Origin of the sequence: Microbacterium sp. 2FI, from assembly GCF_005502885.1 — a bacterium.
Taxonomy (GTDB): domain Bacteria; phylum Actinomycetota; class Actinomycetes; order Actinomycetales; family Microbacteriaceae; genus Microbacterium.
Map to the genome: position 1 here is coordinate 1 of NZ_SCMR01000002.1, position 17469 is coordinate 17469.

At 69.4% G+C, this 17469-nt stretch carries 20 protein-coding genes, 2 tRNA genes and 1 pseudogene; 10 read left to right on the top strand and 13 right to left on the bottom strand.

Annotated features, from left to right (window positions below; all coding sequences use genetic code 11):
* From FFS15_RS02345 to FFS15_RS02350, 3 genes and pseudogenes are all read left to right on the top strand, one after another.
* Positions 1-377, top strand: a pseudogene (locus FFS15_RS02345) (DNA polymerase IV); the annotation flags it as partial.
* A 40-nt stretch (positions 378-417) separates the two neighbouring features.
* Positions 418-738, top strand: coding sequence for a hypothetical protein (locus FFS15_RS18810; protein WP_249353663.1), 321 nt, complete (start codon positions 418-420; stop codon positions 736-738).
* Entirely contained in the window at positions 713-1306 is a 594-nt protein-coding gene (locus FFS15_RS02350; RefSeq protein WP_249353665.1) for a hypothetical protein, read from the top strand. Before FFS15_RS18810 ends, FFS15_RS02350 begins: the two co-directional genes overlap by 26 nt.
* Here FFS15_RS02350 and FFS15_RS02355 read toward each other — a convergent pair whose 3' ends face one another.
* The 6 genes from FFS15_RS02355 to FFS15_RS02380 form a co-directional block, all read right to left on the bottom strand.
* Complete coding sequence (locus tag FFS15_RS02355; RefSeq protein ID WP_137843408.1) at positions 1307-1798, bottom strand: DUF2017 family protein; 492 nt, start codon at positions 1796-1798, stop codon at positions 1307-1309. It abuts the gene before it with no gap.
* Entirely contained in the window at positions 1795-2103 is a 309-nt protein-coding gene (gene clpS / locus FFS15_RS02360) for an ATP-dependent Clp protease adapter ClpS (protein WP_137843409.1), read from the bottom strand. The genes FFS15_RS02355 and clpS overlap by 4 nt, the downstream gene beginning before the upstream one ends.
* Entirely contained in the window at positions 2094-2441 is a 348-nt protein-coding gene (locus FFS15_RS02365) for a metallopeptidase family protein (RefSeq protein ID WP_137843410.1), read from the bottom strand. The genes clpS and FFS15_RS02365 overlap by 10 nt, the downstream gene beginning before the upstream one ends.
* A 16-nt stretch (positions 2442-2457) precedes the next feature.
* Positions 2458-2533 (bottom strand) — tRNA-His (locus tag FFS15_RS02370).
* A gap of 37 nt (positions 2534-2570) precedes the next feature.
* Positions 2571-3197, bottom strand: coding sequence for an oligoribonuclease (orn, locus tag FFS15_RS02375; protein WP_137843411.1), 627 nt, complete (start codon positions 3195-3197; stop codon positions 2571-2573).
* 61 nt (positions 3198-3258) lie between these two features.
* Positions 3259-3331 (bottom strand) — tRNA-Arg (locus FFS15_RS02380).
* 109 nt (positions 3332-3440) lie between these two features.
* Between FFS15_RS02380 and FFS15_RS02385 the strand changes: the two genes are divergently transcribed.
* Positions 3441-3653 carry a methyltransferase gene (locus FFS15_RS02385; protein ID WP_137843412.1) on the top strand — a complete coding sequence of 71 codons (213 nt, stop codon included), beginning with the start codon at positions 3441-3443 and terminating at the stop codon, positions 3651-3653.
* Between the two features lie 54 nt (positions 3654-3707).
* On the opposite strand, the gene FFS15_RS02390 is transcribed toward FFS15_RS02385, so the two are convergent.
* Complete coding sequence (locus FFS15_RS02390) at positions 3708-4310, bottom strand: hypothetical protein (protein ID WP_137843413.1); 603 nt, start codon at positions 4308-4310, stop codon at positions 3708-3710.
* 61 nt (positions 4311-4371) lie between these two features.
* Between FFS15_RS02390 and FFS15_RS02395 the strand changes: the two genes are divergently transcribed.
* The gene (locus FFS15_RS02395) at positions 4372-5796 is read left to right on the top strand and encodes a PLP-dependent aminotransferase family protein (RefSeq protein WP_137843414.1); all 1425 of its coding nucleotides are present in this window, start codon (positions 4372-4374) and stop codon (positions 5794-5796) included.
* A gap of 7 nt (positions 5797-5803) precedes the next feature.
* Here FFS15_RS02395 and FFS15_RS02400 read toward each other — a convergent pair whose 3' ends face one another.
* Positions 5804-6067 (bottom strand): hypothetical protein, encoded by a 264-nt coding sequence (locus FFS15_RS02400; protein ID WP_137843415.1) that lies wholly within the window; start codon positions 6065-6067, stop codon positions 5804-5806.
* 231 nt (positions 6068-6298) lie between these two features.
* On the opposite strand from FFS15_RS02400, the gene FFS15_RS02405 reads away from it, so the two are divergent.
* The 4 genes from FFS15_RS02405 (at position 6299) to FFS15_RS02420 (ending at position 9743) form a co-directional block, all read left to right on the top strand.
* The gene (locus FFS15_RS02405; RefSeq protein ID WP_137843416.1) at positions 6299-6826 is read left to right on the top strand and encodes a single-stranded DNA-binding protein; all 528 of its coding nucleotides are present in this window, start codon (positions 6299-6301) and stop codon (positions 6824-6826) included.
* A gap of 42 nt (positions 6827-6868) precedes the next feature.
* Positions 6869-7405, top strand: a complete 537-nt coding sequence (locus FFS15_RS02410; protein WP_137843417.1) for a hypothetical protein — start codon at positions 6869-6871, stop codon at positions 7403-7405.
* A gap of 105 nt (positions 7406-7510) precedes the next feature.
* The gene (gene ettA, locus FFS15_RS02415; RefSeq protein ID WP_137843418.1) at positions 7511-9190 is read left to right on the top strand and encodes an energy-dependent translational throttle protein EttA; all 1680 of its coding nucleotides are present in this window, start codon (positions 7511-7513) and stop codon (positions 9188-9190) included.
* Complete coding sequence (locus tag FFS15_RS02420; protein ID WP_137843419.1) at positions 9183-9743, top strand: thioesterase family protein; 561 nt, start codon at positions 9183-9185, stop codon at positions 9741-9743. Before ettA ends, FFS15_RS02420 begins: the two co-directional genes overlap by 8 nt.
* Positions 9744-9750: 7 nt before the next feature.
* Here FFS15_RS02420 and FFS15_RS02425 read toward each other — a convergent pair whose 3' ends face one another.
* Positions 9751-10611: an acyl-CoA thioesterase II gene (locus FFS15_RS02425; protein WP_137843688.1), complete on the bottom strand. Its 861-nt coding sequence runs from the start codon at positions 10609-10611 to the stop codon at positions 9751-9753.
* 131 nt (positions 10612-10742) lie between these two features.
* Here FFS15_RS02425 and FFS15_RS02430 point away from each other — a divergent pair, with 131 nt between their 5' ends.
* Positions 10743-11429: a hypothetical protein gene (locus tag FFS15_RS02430; protein WP_137843420.1), complete on the top strand. Its 687-nt coding sequence runs from the start codon at positions 10743-10745 to the stop codon at positions 11427-11429.
* A gap of 16 nt (positions 11430-11445) precedes the next feature.
* On the opposite strand, the gene FFS15_RS02435 is transcribed toward FFS15_RS02430, so the two are convergent.
* The 4 genes from FFS15_RS02435 to pepN all read right to left on the bottom strand — a co-directional run bounded on the left by FFS15_RS02435 (position 11446) and on the right by pepN (position 17328).
* Complete coding sequence (locus FFS15_RS02435) at positions 11446-13110, bottom strand: FAD-binding dehydrogenase (protein WP_137843421.1); 1665 nt, start codon at positions 13108-13110, stop codon at positions 11446-11448.
* A 39-nt stretch (positions 13111-13149) separates the two neighbouring features.
* Positions 13150-13614 (bottom strand): globin, encoded by a 465-nt coding sequence (locus tag FFS15_RS02440; RefSeq protein ID WP_137843422.1) that lies wholly within the window; start codon positions 13612-13614, stop codon positions 13150-13152.
* Positions 13611-14714 carry a mechanosensitive ion channel domain-containing protein gene (locus FFS15_RS02445; RefSeq protein ID WP_137843423.1) on the bottom strand — a complete coding sequence of 368 codons (1104 nt, stop codon included), beginning with the start codon at positions 14712-14714 and terminating at the stop codon, positions 13611-13613. The genes FFS15_RS02440 and FFS15_RS02445 overlap by 4 nt, the downstream gene beginning before the upstream one ends.
* Before the next feature lie 67 nt (positions 14715-14781).
* On the bottom strand, positions 14782-17328 hold the full coding sequence (gene pepN, locus FFS15_RS02450; protein ID WP_137843424.1) for an aminopeptidase N: 2547 nt from the start codon (positions 17326-17328) through the stop codon (positions 14782-14784).
* Positions 17329-17469: the final 141 nt, after the last annotated feature.

Consider the following 17469-nt stretch of genomic DNA (forward strand, 5'->3'; position numbering starts at 1 on the left):
GGTGGGAGGCCTCGACGATCGCGATCAAGGTGCGCTTCGCCGACTTCACCACGATCGCGCGATCCCAGACCCTCGCCGAGCCGACCGCGGTCGGGCAGCGGATCGGGGATGCTGCGCACGAGCTGTTCGCGGCCATCGACCGCACGCTGCCGGTGCGACTGATTGGCGTGCGCGCCGAGAAGCTGCGGCCCTCCGGCTCGGCACCGCTGGCACTGTGGGACGATGACGCCGACTGGCGACGGATCGAAGACGCCCTCGACGGTGCGACGGCGAAGTTCGGGCGGGGCACGGTGACACGAGCGACGCTGCTCGGCAAGGCTCGCGGCGGCGGCACGATCCCGTCGAGTCCGCGCGCGCCTCGGCTCGATCCGAGCTGACACTGGGCACGGCACGACGAGCCGGGGTACCGTGGAGCCTATGCCCAACATCGCACTCGAGCTCGGCAAGCAGTCCGCATCCTTCGGCGTCCACAGCGCCTACGGCGAGCAGCAGGATGTCGACGGCATCCGCCTGATCCCGGTCGCGCTCTCGTGGTCGGGCTTCGGGGGCGGCTCCGATGAATCCGGCAACGGCGGCGGCGGGGGCGGCGGCTACGCGATCCCGATCGGCGCGTACATCCGGCGCGGCGACGATCTGCGGTTCGAGCCGAACATCGTGTCGCTGCTGGCGGTCGCGATCCCGTTCGTCTTCTTCGCCGGCCGAGCACTCAGTCGTGTCATCCGAGCCCTCAAGAAGTAGCTCCGACCCCGTCTCCCGCGCTCTCGACGCAGCCGCATCCCGCCTGATCTCGTCGATCACCGCGGTGTCGGCCGCCAACCCCGTCGTCCTGGTCGACGGCCGCAGCGGGGCGGGCAAGACCTCTCTCGCACACGCACTCGTCGCACGCTGGCCGCTCGCCGGACGGGTGCAGCTCGTGGCGCTCGATGCGATCTACCCGGGGTGGGACGGATTGGATGCCGGGGTCGAGCTCGCGCGCGAGCAGATCCTCGTTCCGCACGGCCGAGGTCTGATCGGTGTCTGGCAGCGCTGGGACTGGGAGGTGGCGGCTCCTGCCGAGGCGCACGCGGTCGACCCGTCTCTTCCGCTCATCGTGGAAGGGTCGGGACTGCTCACCGCAGCGACTGCTGCGCTCGGAGACGTCCGGGTGTGGCTGGATTCCCCCGAGCCGTCTCGGCGTCACAGAGCGCTCACGCGAGACGGTGACACCTACCGCCCGCACTGGACCCGCTGGGCGCGTCAGGAAGACCGCCACGTGGTGCGCGACCGGCCCGCCGATCACGCGACGGACGTCTTCGCCGTCCCGTGATCAGGCGTCGGCGTCGAGTGCCGTGACGAGCCCGTGCAGGCGGTAGCCGAGCCAGTCGTAGACGCCGAAGCGGGGATCCCCGTCGTCGTGGTCATCGGCGTCGGTGATGCCGAGGCGCGTCGCGAGCACGAGCCTGATCGCGGCGAGCGTACGCAGCCACGCCTGCGCATCGTCCGGCGAGAGCCGGACTTCGACGGATTCGAGGAGCGACGGGTCGTCCGGGTCGTCGGAGATGTCTGCGGCCTCGACGAGCGACGCCCGCACCGCCGCGGCATCCGCTCGTCGGCGCCCGAGCAGGTCGGATTCGGTGAGACGACGGAACTCGCGGGCGTCCTCGCCGTCGGCATACGCGTCGGGGACGAGCCGGACCACCGCGGGGTCGGCCGCGGCATCCGACGACTCAATGACGAGCTCTTCGAACTGCGACACGAGGCCACTGAGGTGGGCGGCTTCGAGGCGGGTGAGTTCGAGCGCGACGCCCCGCCGGGTCATTGCGGAGCCTCGCGCACGGTCGCCCAAAGCCCGTAGTCGTGCATCGCCTGCGCGTGCAGCTCCATCTGCTCGCGCGCACCCTGCGCCACGACGGCATGCCCATCGTTGTGCACGGCCAGCATCAACCGCTCGGCGTCGGCGCGCGGCAGCGCGAAGTACTCGCGGAACACGTGGCTGACGTAGCTCATCAGGTTGACCGGGTCGTCCCACACGACCGTCTGCCACGGACGCGCCGGGTCCGCTCGCTCTGACGCATCGGTGCGCTCGTCGATGTCGGGTGTCGCGAGCGGGGCCATCACGCCCACCCGAGCTCGTGAAGCCGGTCATCGTCGATGCCGTAGAAGTGTGCGATCTCGTGGACCAGGGTCGTGTGCACTTCGTCGCGGAGCGCTTCCTCGTCGTCGCAGGCGGCCAGGTGCGGCTCGCGGTACACGATGATCCGATCCGGCAGCTCACCGACGCCGTAACGGTCTCGCTCGGTCAGCGCCCAGCCGTCGTAGAGCCCGAACAAGTCGAGGCTCCCGTCTTCGGGGCGGTCTTCGACGACGAACACGACGTTGTCGAGCCCCTCCACCATGTCGTCGGGGAGGCGGTCGAGCTCATCGATGACGAGTTCTTCGAACGCGGCGGCATCCATGTCCATCAGGATGCCTCACAAATGGGGTGAGTAACGGGGCTCGAACCCGCGACATCGGCCACCACAAGGCCGCGCTCTACCAACTGAGCTATACCCACCATGTCTCCCGCCTGCGCGGGCAACTCAAAGATTCTCTCACAACTCGGGCGCGAACAGCGAAACGGCGGCGGCCGCAGCTGCGCGCGCTCCGTCGCTGGTCGGCCCGGGCTCGGGGACGAAGACAGCTTGACGGTAGTACGCGAGCTCGCGGATCGACTCGAGGATGTCTGCGAGCGCCCGGTGGCCGCCGTCCTTCGCCGGCGCGTGGATGTACGCACGCGGATACCAGCGCCGCGAGAGCTCCTTGATGCTCGACACATCGACGTTGCGGTAGTGCAGCCATCGGTCCACCCGAGGCATGTACTTCGCGAGGAACATACGGTCCGTGCCGATCGTGTTGCCGGCGAGCGGGGCCTTGCCCTCGAGCGGAACGAACCGCTGGATGTATTCGAGAGCCTGGAACTCGGCATCGGCGACGCTGACGCCACGGGGGATCTCTTCGAGAAGTCCGGAAGAGGAATGCATCTTGGTGACGAACTCGCTCATGTTCGCCATCGCCGACGCATCGGGTCTGATGACGACCTGGAAGCCCGGATCGAGCAGTCGAAGTTCGAAGTCCGTGACAACGACGGCGATCTCGACGAGTTCGTCGACAGCAAGGTCGAGCCCCGTCATCTCGCAGTCGATCCACACCAGACGGTCGTTGTCGGATGCCCCCACCATGCGCTCCATCCTATTGACGCCTGCAGACGCCGGGCTCGGGCACGGTGCCAGAGCGATCTCGCCCCCCCGGGAGGATTCGAACCCCCGACCTGGCGGGTAGAAACCGCTTGCTCTATCCCCTGAGCTACGGAGGGAAGGGTGAAGACACCAGGCTACCGGTTCGCGCCGCGCCGCGAATGACCCTGGCGGCCACCGCGGAGGCGGCGTAGCGTCGGAATCGCCAGCCTCGAAAGGAGTTCGGACATGAGCACCACAGAGACGCACCACCCCCTCTGGGTCGCATACGGCGCTTCCGGCGTCGTGGGCAGCATCCGCAAGGGCGATGAGGGTTACACGGTCACGATGGCGGGTGCCGGCGAGTCCGCCGGTACGTATCCGTCGATGGAGATCGCGAAGAGCGCTCTCCATGCGCGGATGACGCCCGGGAGCGACTGGCCGGAGTTCCGCGAGCACTGACGCGGACGCCGCGTGCGGCGGCGAGGGCGGACGGTATGCCGCTCCGTCCTCGTCTCAGGACGTCGCCTCGGCCGCCACCGGCGTGCGACGCGTATCGAGCAGCGGCAGTGCGACGTGTACGAGCGGGCCGATCAGGAACGCGAACAGCAGGGTTCCGATGCCGACGGTGCCGCCCAGCAGCCACCCGATCACCAGCACCGAGATCTCCACGCTCGCGCGGCACGCCCAGATCGGCCAGCCGAGACGGGCGTGAAGCCCGGTCATCAGTCCGTCACGGGGGCCCGGCCCGAAGCGCGCGCCGATGTACAGCCCCGAGGCGACCGCCACCAGCACGATTCCCGCGAGCAGCGTGGCGACCTGAACGAGCACGCCCTCCACCGGCGGCATCACCCACAGCAGCACCTGCATGCTGGTGCCGACGAGGAGGATGTTGGCGATCGTCCCGACGCCCGGCTTCTGTCGCAGCGGAATCCACAGCAGCAGCACCAGGAACCCCAGGATGTTGGTCACCCATCCGATGCCGAGCCCGGTGTGGATGGAGAGGCCCTGCGCGAGGACGGTCCACGGGTCGACGCCGAGGCCAGCCTCCACCGTGAGGCCGCACCCGATGCCGTAGAGGACGAGGCCTGTCAGCAGCTGGATCACTCGACGCGTCATGGAGCCATCCAATCGCATGATTGGCTTGGGTGTGCCAGTCCAATAGGGATACTCTGGCTCCATGGACTCCCGCATCTCGGCACGCGCGCTCTCGCAGGCCCTCGGCGGCTGGCGAACACGCGAACCCGCCTATGAGGCATTGGCCGACGGCATCCGTCTGCTGTGCCTCGACAATCGACTGGCCCCGCGCACGACCCTGCCCGCCGAGCGCGAACTCGCGCTCACGCTGGGCCTCAGTCGCAGCACCGTGGCCGCCGCGTATCGGAGCCTGCGCGACACCGGCCACATCGCCAGCACGCGGGGATCGGGCAGCGTCACCCTGCCGTTGCGGCGGCGCGATCCTGGACGCACCGATCCGCACGAGGGGATGATCGACCTGCAACAGGCGAGCCCGCCCGCTTGGCCAGGGCTCGCCGGCACCATCGCGGAGGTGGCGGGCGGTGCTGCAGCGCTCGTCTCGCGTGTGGGGTACGACGTGCTCGGGCGCATCGAACTGCGTACGGCGATCGCCGAGCACTACCGCGATCGCGGGATCCCGACGTCGCCGGGGGAGGTGCTGGTGACCACCGGAGCGCAGAGCGCGATCCACCTCATCGCGTCGGTGCTGCTGGGCCGCGGAGATCGCGTGCTGATCGAGACGCCCACCTATCCCCATGCCGCGGACGCCCTTCGACGCGCGGGCGCCCGCCTGGTCGGCGTGCCCGTGACGACGTCCGATGGCTGGGATCTGGATCGGGCCGAGCAGGCGTTCGCGCGGACGCTGCCGGTGCTGGCGTACCTGATGCCCGACTTCCAGAACCCGACGGGCCGATCGATGTCGGCGCTCGAACGCGCGACGATCCACCGCGCGGGGGAGCGCGCGGGGTCTGTGCTCGTGCTCGACGAGACGACAGCCGAGCTCGACATCGACCGCGGGCCGGTGCCTCGCGGCTTCGATGACGGCGACCCGGCCGCGGTGATCCGCCTCGGCTCGCTCGGGAAGACCGTATGGGGCGGATTGCGCGTGGGGTGGATCCGAGCGGATGCCGACCTCATCCGCCGCCTGGTCGCGGCGCGCCCGGCGCACGACCTCGGCACTCCGGAATTCGAGCAGGCTGTCGCCACGGCACTGCTCGCCGACTCCGAGCGCATCGTCGCGCAGCGGTCGACACTTCTGCGCGAGGGGCGGGACGCTCTCACGGCCGCGCTCGCGACCGAGCTGCCCGCATGGAGTGTCCCGGTCGCCCGCGGCGGCGTGTCGCTGTGGATCGAGCTCGACGCCGCGCTGAGCTCTGCTCTCGTGATGGACGTGCGCTCGCGGGGCGTGCTGCTGTCGGCGGGCCCACGGTTCTCGGTCGACGGCGGCCACGATCGGCACCTGCGCATCCCCTTCACGGCGACTCCCGGTGAGCTCAGGCGCGCCGCGTCCCTCCTTGCGCAGTCGTGGCACGACGTGCGCGCCGGTGCGCCGGTGTCGTTCGTGGAGCAGGTGGACGCGCTCGTCTGAGCAGGCATCAGGTCGCCGATCGCAGGCACGTCACGGCGTCGTCGGCCGACCAGAAGTCGCCGACGTCGACGAACGATCGCGACGAGCTGCGGAATCGCCGCGCCCGATACCGAACGCCGGCGGCATCGGCGATCGACTGCAGGTGGCCGATGATGAGGCCGGACGGGGCGACGACGCGCCACAGCGACGGAGCCGCCGGAGAGAGGCGTTCGGGTGCTGCAGGCGAAAGACGGGGGCTGGCTGCGGTATCCGCGGTGGCGAGTGGGGTCACGATATCTCCTTCCACATTCGAAGCTATGTGCGACCTCCGACATCGATCGCCGATTCCTCCCCAGGTGGCCTGTCTCGGCAGATTCTCCCCACCGGCGCCGCGCACGGGATGGGGCGGCGATGCTGTCGGCATCCTGATTCCGCGGCGGTGCCCGGTGCCACACGGGCACACCGGGCAGCCGGGCACCGCCGCGGCCGGGGACTCGCCCCGGAGCACACGAGAGGGAGCGATATGAGCGACACGATCACCATCACCGGGGTCGTCGGCACCGATCCGCAGCACAAGCGGACTCCGAACGGCACGGTGGTCACCGAGTTCCGCCTGGCGAGCGGGCAGCGCCGCTACGACAAGGCAGTCGGCGCCTGGGTCGACGACGGCACCAACTGGTACACGGTCTCGTCCTACCGGCGCCTCGCGGAGCACGCCTTCCATTCGCTGCGCAAGGGAGAGCGCGTCATCGTGGCGGGGCGCCTGCGCGTGCGGCAGTGGGACAACGGAACCAAGAGCGGCACGGCCGTCGACATCGATGCCGACACCATCGGTCACGACCTCGTGTGGGGCACGACGCGCTTCGAGAAGGACTCGCCCGCCGGCCGGGGCAACGCCGACCCGGCGGATCAGCCGACGGATCCGCCCGCTGACGACTGGGCGCCTGCTCTGGGAGCGGATGCCGTCACGGAGTGGCCGGTCGTCGTCCCGCCGGCACCGAGCGAGGGCGAGATCGAACTCGCGCTCACCGGCGCGGAATCGCCGTTCTGAGCCGGAGTCGGCGCTCGGGATGCCGCGTCATAGACTCTCTCCGTGGCCCGACATCCCGAGCATCGCGCCGGCCGCGCGCCGTCCGTCGTCCGCGCCTCGCGCGCGCTTCGATCAGTCGTCCTCCTCACCGCCGCGACGATCATGTTGGCGGGTTGCACGCAGCCCCGACCCGTCGACCCGACCCCGGCTCCGACCGGTTCTTCGGCCGCGCCGTCACCCAGTGCGACACCGACGACCGACCCCGAGCCGGTCCTCGTCCCCGACGGCACCGCAGACGAGAACCTGCCCCTGTTCGCCGCCGTGACGGCAGACGTCTGGGCGACTTCCGACCAGGGTTCGGGCCGCGCCTACGTGGACGCGCTCGCGGCGGCGGGATTCGACAAGGCCACGATGGAGGTCACGCGTGACGTCTCCACCGTCGGCAACCCCGCTGAGAGCATCCAGTTCTCGGTGCGCTGGGGCGACCAATGCCTCATCGGCCAGGTAGGCCCGTCGACAGGCGATCCGGTCGCCGTCGTGGTTCCGGTCCTCGCCGAGGGCACGTGCCTCGTCGGAGACACGCGGCCGATCGACTGGTGAGGCGCGTGCCGGTCAGTCCGGCGGATTCCGTCCGGGCAGGAGGCATCGTCGCGGCCGGTAGGCTGGGACGCTGACGTCCGGAAGTCAAGGAGAGCAGAACCCCGCATGGCTGAGTACATCTACTCGATGGTCCGCGCCCGCAAGGCCGTCGGAGACAAGCTGATCCTCGACGACGTGACGATGGCGTTCCTGCCCGGCGCGAAGATCGGCATGGTCGGTCCGAACGGCGCCGGCAAGTCCACGATCCTGAAGATCATGGCGGGGATGGACACCCCTTCCAACGGTGAGGCGAAGCTGTCTCCCGGCTTCACCGTCGGCATCCTCATGCAGGAGCCCGTGCTCGACGAGTCCAAGACCGTCCTCGAGAACATCGAGGAGGGCGTGGCCATCAAGGCCAAGGTCGACCGCTTCAACGAGATCTCGGCCCTGATGTCCGACCCCGACGCCGACTTCGACGCGCTGCTGGCTGAGATGGGCGCGCTGCAGGAGGAGATCGACGCCGCGGACGCCTGGGATCTCGACTCGCAGCTCGAACAGGCTATGGACGCCCTGCGCACGCCCCCGGGCGACGCTTCGGTCTCGAACCTCTCCGGCGGTGAGAAGCGCCGAGTCGCCCTGGCGAAACTGCTCCTGCAGAAGCCCGACCTGCTCCTCCTCGACGAGCCCACGAACCACCTCGACGCCGAGAGCGTGCTCTGGCTCGAGCAGCACCTGCAGAAGTACCCCGGCGCGGTGATCGCGATCACCCACGACCGGTACTTCCTCGACAACGTCGCCGAGTGGATCGCGGAGGTCGACCGCGGCCGACTCATCGGCTACGAAGGCAACTACTCGACCTATCTCGAGAAGAAGGGCGAGCGCCTCGCCATCCAGGGCAAGAAGGACGCGAAACTCGCCAAGCGCCTCGCCGAAGAACTCGAGTGGGTCCGCTCCAACGCGAAGGGACGCCAGGCGAAGTCCAAGGCGCGTCTCGCCCGCTACGAGGAGATGGCTTCTGAGGCCGACCGCACGCGCAAGCTCGACTTCGAGGAGATCACCATTCCGCCGGGGCCGCGCCTCGGCAGCATCGTGATCGAGGCCAAGAAGCTGCAGAAGGGCTTCGACGGCCGCTCGCTCATCGACGGACTGACCTTCAGCCTCCCGCCGAACGGCATCGTCGGCGTGATCGGCCCGAACGGCGTCGGCAAGACCACGCTCTTCAAGACGATCGTCGGGCTCGAGCCCCTCGACGGCGGCGATCTCAAGATCGGCGAGACGGTCAAGATCAGCTACGTCGACCAGTCCCGCGCGAACATCGACCCGAACAAGACGCTGTGGGAGGTCGTCTCGGACGGCCTCGACATCATCACGGTCGGCAAGATCGAGATCCCCTCGCGCGCCTACGTGTCGAAGTTCGGCTTCAAGGGACCCGACCAGCAGAAGAAGGCGGGCGTCCTCTCGGGCGGCGAGCGCAACCGTCTCAACCTCGCCCTCACGCTCAAGGAGGGCGGCAACCTGCTGCTCCTCGATGAGCCGACGAACGACCTCGACGTCGAGACGCTCTCGTCGCTCGAGAACGCGCTGCTCGAGTTCCCCGGCTGCGCCGTCGTCATCACCCACGACCGGTGGTTCCTCGACCGCATCGCGACGCACATCCTCGCCTACGAGGGCACCGACGAGAACCCCGACCGGTGGTACTGGTTCGAGGGCAACTTCGAGGCGTACGAGGAGAACAAGATCGAGCGCCTCGGCCCCGACGCGGCCAAGCCCCACCGCTCGGCGTACCGCAAGCTCACGCGTGACTGACGAGGCCGGTGCGCCTCCGTCCTCCGGGCGCCGGCTGCACGTCCCCATCCATCTGCGCTGGGGGGACCTCGATGCGCTCGGGCATGTGAACAACACGTCGATGCTCAAGCTGCTCGAGGAAGCACGCCTGCGTGCCTTCTGGCGCCCGGAGGACGGATCGGATGCCGCGCCCACGGCGGTATTCGACATGTCGGTGCTCGAAGGCGGCGGCACCCGAGCGACGCTGGTTGCGCGGCAGGAGATCGAGTACCTCCGGCCGGTGCCCTACGGACAGCGGCCGCTGGACGTGCAGCTGTGGGTGGGCGCCATCGGCGGGTCGAGCGTTGAGGTCTGCTACGAGGTCTTCAGCGCTGAATCGGGCTCCGCCCCAAACCCCCGGCTTGATGACGCGCGTCCGACTGGGGAGGAGCCGCAGGTGCTTTACGCGCGCGCGTCCGCTGTCGTGGTCCTCGTCGACACCGCCACGGGCAGGCCCACCCGATGGCGAGCCGCGGAGCGCGAGGCGTGGGCGCCGTACGTGGGCGAGTCGATCGTCTACGCCAAGAGGCGCTGAGCGGGTCTCAGCCCGTCGATGCGTCCGGTTCGGGAATCCGCACCATCACCTCCTGCGCGACGCTCGCCAGCAGTGCTCCGTCGGCGCTGTAGATGCGTCCGGTGGCGAGCCCGCGGCCGCCACGCGCGCTCGGCGACTCCTGGGCGTACAGCATCCATTCGTCGGCACGCCCGGCGCGATGCCACCACATCGCGTGGTCGAGGCTCGCGACCTTCAGCCCCCGCGTCGCCCACGCGATGCCGTGCGCACGCAGGATCGACTCCTGGATGGTGAGGTCCGAGAGGTACGCCAGCGCCGCGCGATGGATGGCCGGAGTGTCGGGGATCGGGCGGCGGACCTTCACCCACACGGCCTGGCTCGGGCGCCGCTCGCCGTCGACGGTGAGGTAGATCGGTGAGGGGACGTGCCGCAGCTCCACCGGTCGATCGGTGAACATCCGCTTCGACATCGGGTGCAGACCCTTGAGGTGCGACTCGATGTCGGGCAGCTCGTCGGGCCCCGGGATGCCGTCCGGATACGGCGCCTGGTGCTCCACGCCGGGGCCTTCATCCTGGAACGACGCGATCATCGAGAAGATCGGGACGCCCTCCTGGAACGCCTGGGTGCGCCGCGTCGAGAACGACCGGCCGTCATGGATCCGATCGACGGCGAACGTGATGCCGCTCGAGGCGTCGCCGGGTCTCAGGAAGTACCCGTGCATGGAGTGCACCGTGCGCCCCTCGGAGATCGTCCGCTCTGCCGCGATGATCGACTGTGCGAGCACCTGACCGCCGAACACACGGCCGAGGGGCATCGACTGCGAGACGCCGGTGAAGATGTCCTCCGTCGTTCGCGCGTCCGAGGCGGCGAGATCGAGAACCGCGAGCATCGAGGCGACCGGATCGGGGTCGGGGACGAAGTCGACGGCTGCGGACTGGGGGACATCTGTCACGGAGTCTCCGTCTCGGCGAGAGGGGCGGGCCGACGATGGGCGCGCGTTCGCTTGGTAGTTTAGGGCGGATGCCGCACCGCCTGATCTTCTCCGACGCCCATGCCGCCGCCGACGCGCTCACATTCGCGGGGCGCACCCGATCCCTCGGTGACGGGGCGATTCGTCTGCGCGCCGCCGACGGCGTGCTGGTGATGACCTCGGCACCGCTGGCCCCCCGTGGGCTCTTCGACGCCACCCCGACGGTCATCGGGATGCGGGTGCTCCCGGTCGATCCCGAACTCGTCTGCGATCTCATCGTCGACGCCACCCTGCTGTCTGCGTCATCGGACGACGCCAGCGCGCTCGAGCTGCCCGAGTCGGCTCTCACCGCCGCCTGGGCGGGTGTCACGGCCCCGCGTGAGGGATGGACGGCCGAGCCCGGTATCGCCGCGTCGACCCTCGCCGCCCGCGCGCAGTGGGGAATCGCCGCGGTGGCCGAGGCGCTGCCGCAGGACCCCGGGGAGGACGCGGTGCGCACGGTGCGGGCAGCCGTGTGGGGAGTCCCCGACGAGGAGCTCAACGGCCTCCCGCTCGGCGCGGCTTTCGCAGCCTTCGCCCTCGGATTCATCGCCGGTGAAGAGGAGGCACGCGTACGCACGGCCGGCCCCTGGACGCGCCTGACGCTCGATCGCGGGCATGTGCTCGTACGCGGCCCGGTACGCGTCGGCATGACCGGCGTGCGCGCAACCGGCACGGCACCCGCGCCCACCTCATAGCGCCCCGCGCCCAGCCTCAGACCGCGGCGGCCGCAGCCCGCCCGGCAGCGCGGCCCGAGAACAGGCAGCCGCCGACGAAAGTGCCCTCGAGAGCGCGATAGCCGTGCACGCCGCCCCCGCCGAAGCCGGCGGCCTCGCCTGCGGCGTACAGCCCCGGCACGGGTTCGCCACCGGGCGCAAGAGCGCGCGACGACAGGTCGGTCTCGATACCGCCGAGCGACTTGCGAGTGAGGACGTGCAGCTTCACCGCGATGAGGGGGCCCGACGCAGGATCGAGGATGCGGTGCGGTGAGGCCGTGCGGATGAGGCGGTCGCCGCGATAGGCGCGAGCCGAGCGCAGCATCGCGATCTGCGCGTCTTTGGTGAAGTCGTTGTCGATCTCACGATCGCGGGCTTCGATCTCGAGCCGGACGCGTTCGGCGTCGAGAGCCTCACCCCCCGGAAGCGCCCGCATGCCAGCGATGAGGTCGTCGAGGTTGTCGCGTACGACGAAGTCGGCGCCGTTGTCCATGAACGCCTGGACCGGCGCCGCGGCGCCCTTGCCCAGGCGCGACTTCATCAGCAGCCGCACGTCCTTGCCGGTCAGGTCGGGGTTCTGCTCGCTTCCCGAGAGTGTGAACTCCTTCTCGATGATCTGCTGCGACAACACGAACCAGGAGTGATCGTGGCCGGTGGCGCGCAGGTGCGCGAGAGTGCCGAGCGTGTCGAAACCGGGGAACAGCGGCACCGGCAGACGGATGCCTGTCGCGTCAAGCCAGACCGACGAGGGGCCGGGCAGGATGCGGATGCCGTGATCGGGCCAGATCGGATCCCAGTTCTGGATGCCCTCGACGTAGTGCCACATGCGGTCGCGGTTGATCAGACGTGCGCCGGCATCCTCGGTGACGGCGAGCATCGACCCGTCGACGTAGGCAGGGACGCCCGTGACCATCGTCTGGGGCGGCGTCCCGAGTCGCGCCGGCCAGTTCTGGCGCACGAGGTCGTGGTTCCCGCCGATACCGCCCGACGAGACGATGGTCGCGCCCGCGGTGATCTCGAACGACCCCACGACCTCGCGCGACGAGGCGTAGCCGCGCGCGGACCCGGACGGCGCGAGGATGTCGCCGCTCGCGCCGGTGACCGCGCCGCCGGTGAGCGTCAGCGCGCTCACGCGATGCCGCGGCAGGATCGTGACGCGCCCGTGCGCCTCGCCGGCCTCGACCGCGGCCTGGAAAGGTGCGACGAGGCCGGGACCCGTGCCCCACGTGATGTGGAAGCGCGGGACCGAGTTGCCGGGCCCGAGTGCGGTGTAGCCGCCGCGCTCTGCCCAACCGACGACGGGGAAGAACCCGACGCCCTTCTCGCGGAGCCACGAGCGCTTCTCGCCGTGCGCGAACTGCAGATACGCCTCGGCCCACTGCCGCGGCCACGCGTCTTCTTCGCGGTCGAAGCCGGCGGTGCCGAACCAGTCCTGCCGCGCGAGTTCGAGCGAGTCCTTGATGCCGAAGCGGCGCTGTTCGGGGGAGTCGATGAAGAACAATCCGCCGAACGACCACCACGCCTGACCGCCGAGGTTCGTGCGCGGCTCCTGGTCGACGATCACGACGCGCTTGCCCGCGGCGACCGCCTCGCTCGCGGCGACGAGACCGGCGAGGCCCCATCCGATGATGAGCACGTCGGCGGTGTGGGTGGCGGGGGGCATGTCGACTCCTTCGTCGAGAGGGGATGCTGCAGCTGGAGGTCAGTCGGCGGCGGACGCGCTCGGCGGCGGCGCCGTCACGGGGAGGCCGGGGCGTCCCGAGGACGCGGGCCCGATCCCGCTCGGCTCGAACGTGTTCACCATGGCGTGGGCGGCGCGCTGGAGATAGTTCCACAGCGTCGCCTCGTGCAGCGGCGGCAGTTCGAGCGCGTCCACAGCCGCGCGCATGTGCAGCAGCCAGCGGTCGCGAGCGTCGGGGTTGACGTGGAAGGAAGCGTGGCGCATGCGCAGCCGCGGGTGCCCGCGCTGATCGCTGTAGGTCGTCGGCCCGCCCCAGTACTGCTCAAGGAAGAGCGTCAGCCGCTCCCTGGCAGGGCCGAGGTCCTCTTCGGGATACATCGGGCGCAGCACGTCATCGTCCGCCACGCCCCGGTAGAACTCGTCGACGAGTCGCACGAACGCGGCATGCCCGCCGATCTCGTCGTAGAAGCTCAGCGGCTCACTCACGACGAGCTCTCCTCCGGGCCATCGCCACTCGCCGTGCCGGGGTCCTTCTCCTTCGGCGCGGACTTCCCGGTGCGCTTCGGCTTCCAGACCGGTCGCTCGCCCAGGGGCTTCGCGACCGGGGTCGGCTTGGTCTTGGGCGGATTGGCGCCGCGCACGCGCTGCGCGCCCTCGAGTCCCGTCGGCATGATCGTCGTCAGCGAGGGGAGCTGGATCCCCATCTCGTCGATCGCGTGCTTGAGACGCATGCGAAGCTCGCGGGCGACGTCGTCCTTCGCATTGGCACGGGTCTTCATCACGAGGCGGATGACCAGCGCGTCGCCCGAGATCGACTCGAGACCCCACACCTCAGGCTGCTCGAGGATGCGGGTTCGCCACTTCGGATCCTTCGCGAGCTCCTTCGCGGTGTCGAGCAGCGTGCGCTCGACCTCCTCGATGTCGGCGTCGACCGCGACGGCGAGGTCGATGATGACGCGCGACCAGCCCTGCGACAGGTTTCCGATCCGGGTGATCTCGCCGTTTCGGACGTACCAGAGTGTTCCGTTCACGTCACGCACGTGCGTGACACGCACGCTCACGTACTCGACGATCCCCGACGCGAGGCCGAGGTCGACGACGTCGCCGATTCCGATCTGATCCTCGGCGACGATGAAGATCCCGTTGAGGACGTCCTTCACGATGTTCTGCGCGCCGAAGCCGAGACCGGCGCCGACGGCGGCCGTGAGGAGCGTGAGGGATCCGAGCGCGTTCGGCGCGATCACGTTGATGATGAGCAGGAGAGAGACCACGACGATCGTCACGTTGACGATGTTGTGGAGGATCGATCCGAGCGTGCGCGTGCGCTGGACGAGTCGCACCGACGCGAGCGGCGAACGCTCGAGCGCCTGCGTGTCGTCGACATTCGCCTTCGACTTCGCGCCGTTGACGATGCGGCCGACGACGCGGGTGATCACGATGCCCAGGATCCACGCGAGGATGAGGGCGCCGACGATGATGCCGGCGACGGTCGCGGACGCCCAGCCGACCCCGGCGAAGAACTCGCCGGCCCGCTCCCAGAAGGTCGGGGTCACCGGCTCGGTCGTATCCATAGCGAAGCTGATCATCGTCACGATCCTAATGACGGATGCCTCGGCCGAACCTGCGTGTCGGCCGAGGCATCCGCTCGTCGCCCTATGCGGAGTCGCGCTCCTGCACCGACAGCGCGCGCTCGACGCCGGCCACGTTCTCGGCCACGAGACGGCGGAGAGCCGCAGGCGCGTCGGCGTTGGCGCTCAGCCAGGCGCGGGTCGCGTCGCGCAGTTCGAGGCTTGCCAGCGGCGCCGGGTAGAGGCCGGCGATGAGGTACTCGGCGATCTTGTAGGTGCGCGAGTTCCACACCGGAAGCAGCATGTCGAAATACTGCTGCACGAACGCGCCGAGCAGATCCTTGCCCGCCGGGTGCGTGAACCCGAGGGCTGCGGAGCGCACGATCGTGTTGGGCAGGTCGTCGTTCGACACGAGCGACTCCCACGCCGCCGCCTTCGCGTCGGCGGTGGGAAGGGCCGCCTTCGCCTGAGCGGCGAACTCGCCGCCCTTCGCGGTGTTGTCGGCGACGAGTGCCTCATCGATCACGCCTGCGCTCGCGAGTCCGCCGGCGGCGAGCGAGATCAGCAGTTGCCACGAGAGGTCGGTGTCGACCTCGAGCCCGTCGAAGGCGATCTCGCCGTCGCGCACCCGGCGAACGGTCTCCCACTGCGCCGCCGTGGAAGCTGCGGTGGCGAAGGCGGTCACGAACTGCAGCTGGCTGTCGCTGCCCGCCTCGGCGCCCTGCGCGAGCGCCCAGAGTGCGTCGGCGACCTTCTCGCGCGTCGCGTCGCGCTTCTCGGGCGCGACGTACGCGTTCGCTGCGAGCTGGAGCTGGGCGAGGGTCGTGCGAACCGTGGTCGACTCGGTCTCGGCGCCGATGTTGCGCAGGACGAGATCGACGTAGTCGGATGCCGGGGCCTCGGCATCCCGCGTCTGATCCCACGCCGCACCCCACACGAGCGAGCGAGCGAGCGGATCGCTGATCTTGCCCAGGTGGTCGATCGCGGTCTGCAGCGAGCGCTCGTCGAGGCGGATCTTCGCGTAGGCGAGGTCTTCGTCGTTGAGGAGCACCAGGTCGGGGCGCGTCTGTCCCTTGAGCTCGGGCACCTCGGTGAGGTCGCCGTCGACGTCGAGCTCGATCTTGTGCACACGCACGAGCGCGTCGCCCTCGACGTTGTAGAAGCCGACGCCCAAGCGGTGCGGGCGGATCGTCGGATAGTCGGCGGGCGCGGTCTGCACGATCGCGAACCGCGTGATGACGCCCGCGGCATCCGTCACGATCTCGGGCGAGAGGGTGTTCACGCCCGCGGTCTCGAGCCACTTCTTCGACCAGGTCGCGAGCTCGCGACCGCTGGTGGCCTCGAGCTCGGTGAGGAGGTCGGAGAGCTCGGTGTTGGACCACTCGTGCTTCTTGAAGTACGCGGCCACGCCGGCGAAGAACTGCGCGATCCCGACCCACGCAGCGAGCTGCTTGAGCACCGAGCCGCCCTTGGCGTACGTGATGCCGTCGAAGTTGACCTGCACGTCTTCCAGGTCGTTGATCTGGGCGACGACGGGGTGGGTCGAGGGCAGCTGGTCCTGGCGGTAGGCCCAGGTCTTCTCCATGGCGTTGAAGGTCGTCCACGCCTCGGTCCACTCGGTGGCCTCCGCGGTCGCGATCGTGGAAGCCCACTCGGCGAACGACTCGTTCAGCCAGAGGTCGTTCCACCACTTCATCGTCACCAGATCGCCGAACCACATGTGGGCGAGCTCGTGGAGGATCGTGACGACGCGGCGCTCCTTGATCGCGTCGGTCACCTTGCTCCGGAACACGTAGGACTCGGTGAAGGTCACGGCGCCGGCGTTCTCCATGGCGCCGGCGTTGAACTCCGGCACGAAGAGCTGATCGTACTTCGCGAACGGGTACGGGTAGTCGAACTTCTCCTCGTAGTACGCGAAGCCCTCGCGCGTCCTGTCGAAGATGTAGTCGGCGTCGAGGTGCTGCCACAGGCTCTTGCGGCCGTAGACGCCGAGCGGGATCACGCGGCCCGAGGCGCTCGTGAGCTCCGAGAACGTCGCCTCGTAGGGGCCGGCGATGAGCGCCGTGATGTACGACGAGATGCGCGGGGTCGGCGCGAACGTCCACGTCGCGGTGCCGTCGCCGTGGGCGGCGGGCTCGGGAGTCGGGGAGTTCGAGACGACCTTCCAGGCCTCGGGAGCCCTCACCGTGAAGGTGAACTCCGCCTTGAGGTCGGGCTGCTCGAAGACCGCGAACATGCGGCGCGAGTCGGGCACCTCGAACTGGCTGTAGAGGTAGACCTCGCCGTCGACCGGGTCGACGAAGCGGTGGAGGCCCTCGCCTGTGTTCGTGTACAGGCAATCGGCGTCGACGACGAGTTCGTTCGAGGCTTCGAGGCCGTCGAGCGCGATGCGCGAGTCGGAGAACGCTGTCGCCGGGTCGATGGCGCGACCGTTGAGCGTGATCTCGCGGATGTCGCGGGCGATGAGGTCGATGAACGTCGCGGCGCCGGGAGTGGCGCTGAAGCGGATGACGGAGCGGGATCCGAAGACCTCGCCCCCCTTGTTCAGGTCGAGGTCGACCGCGTAAGACTCGGTCTCGACGATCGCGCGGCGCTCCTGCGCTTCGATGCGGGTGAGGTTCTCTCCAGGCACTGCAATGCTCCCGTGGGTGAGGGTGAGGTGCCGCGGGCAGGCGCTGCTGGCGCCGACGGCAACCGTCCCAGCCTATGTCAGCAGGCCGAATCCGCGCCTTCGGCCTGTGAGTCGATGTCAGGATGGAGGGGTGAGTTCGGG

Coding starts and splice junctions, on each gene's coding strand:
- FFS15_RS18810 (WP_249353663.1), top strand. CDS start 418: ATGCCCAACATCGCACTCGAGCTCGGCAAGCAGTCCGCATCCTTCGGC.
- FFS15_RS02355 (WP_137843408.1), bottom strand. CDS start 1,798: ATGACCCGGCGGGGCGTCGCGCTCGAACTCACCCGCCTCGAAGCCGCC.
- FFS15_RS02365 (WP_137843410.1), bottom strand. CDS start 2,441: ATGGACATGGATGCCGCCGCGTTCGAAGAACTCGTCATCGATGAGCTC.
- orn (WP_137843411.1), bottom strand. CDS start 3,197: ATGGTGGGGGCATCCGACAACGACCGTCTGGTGTGGATCGACTGCGAG.
- FFS15_RS02385 (WP_137843412.1), top strand. CDS start 3,441: ATGAGCACCACAGAGACGCACCACCCCCTCTGGGTCGCATACGGCGCT.
- FFS15_RS02390 (WP_137843413.1), bottom strand. CDS start 4,310: ATGACGCGTCGAGTGATCCAGCTGCTGACAGGCCTCGTCCTCTACGGC.
- FFS15_RS02395 (WP_137843414.1), top strand. CDS start 4,372: ATGGACTCCCGCATCTCGGCACGCGCGCTCTCGCAGGCCCTCGGCGGC.
- FFS15_RS02405 (WP_137843416.1), top strand. CDS start 6,299: ATGAGCGACACGATCACCATCACCGGGGTCGTCGGCACCGATCCGCAG.
- ettA (WP_137843418.1), top strand. CDS start 7,511: ATGGCTGAGTACATCTACTCGATGGTCCGCGCCCGCAAGGCCGTCGGA.
- FFS15_RS02425 (WP_137843688.1), bottom strand. CDS start 10,611: ATGCTCGCGGTTCTCGATCTCGCCGCCTCGGACGCGCGAACGACGGAG.
- FFS15_RS02430 (WP_137843420.1), top strand. CDS start 10,743: ATGCCGCACCGCCTGATCTTCTCCGACGCCCATGCCGCCGCCGACGCG.
- FFS15_RS02435 (WP_137843421.1), bottom strand. CDS start 13,110: ATGCCCCCCGCCACCCACACCGCCGACGTGCTCATCATCGGATGGGGC.
- FFS15_RS02445 (WP_137843423.1), bottom strand. CDS start 14,714: ATGATCAGCTTCGCTATGGATACGACCGAGCCGGTGACCCCGACCTTC.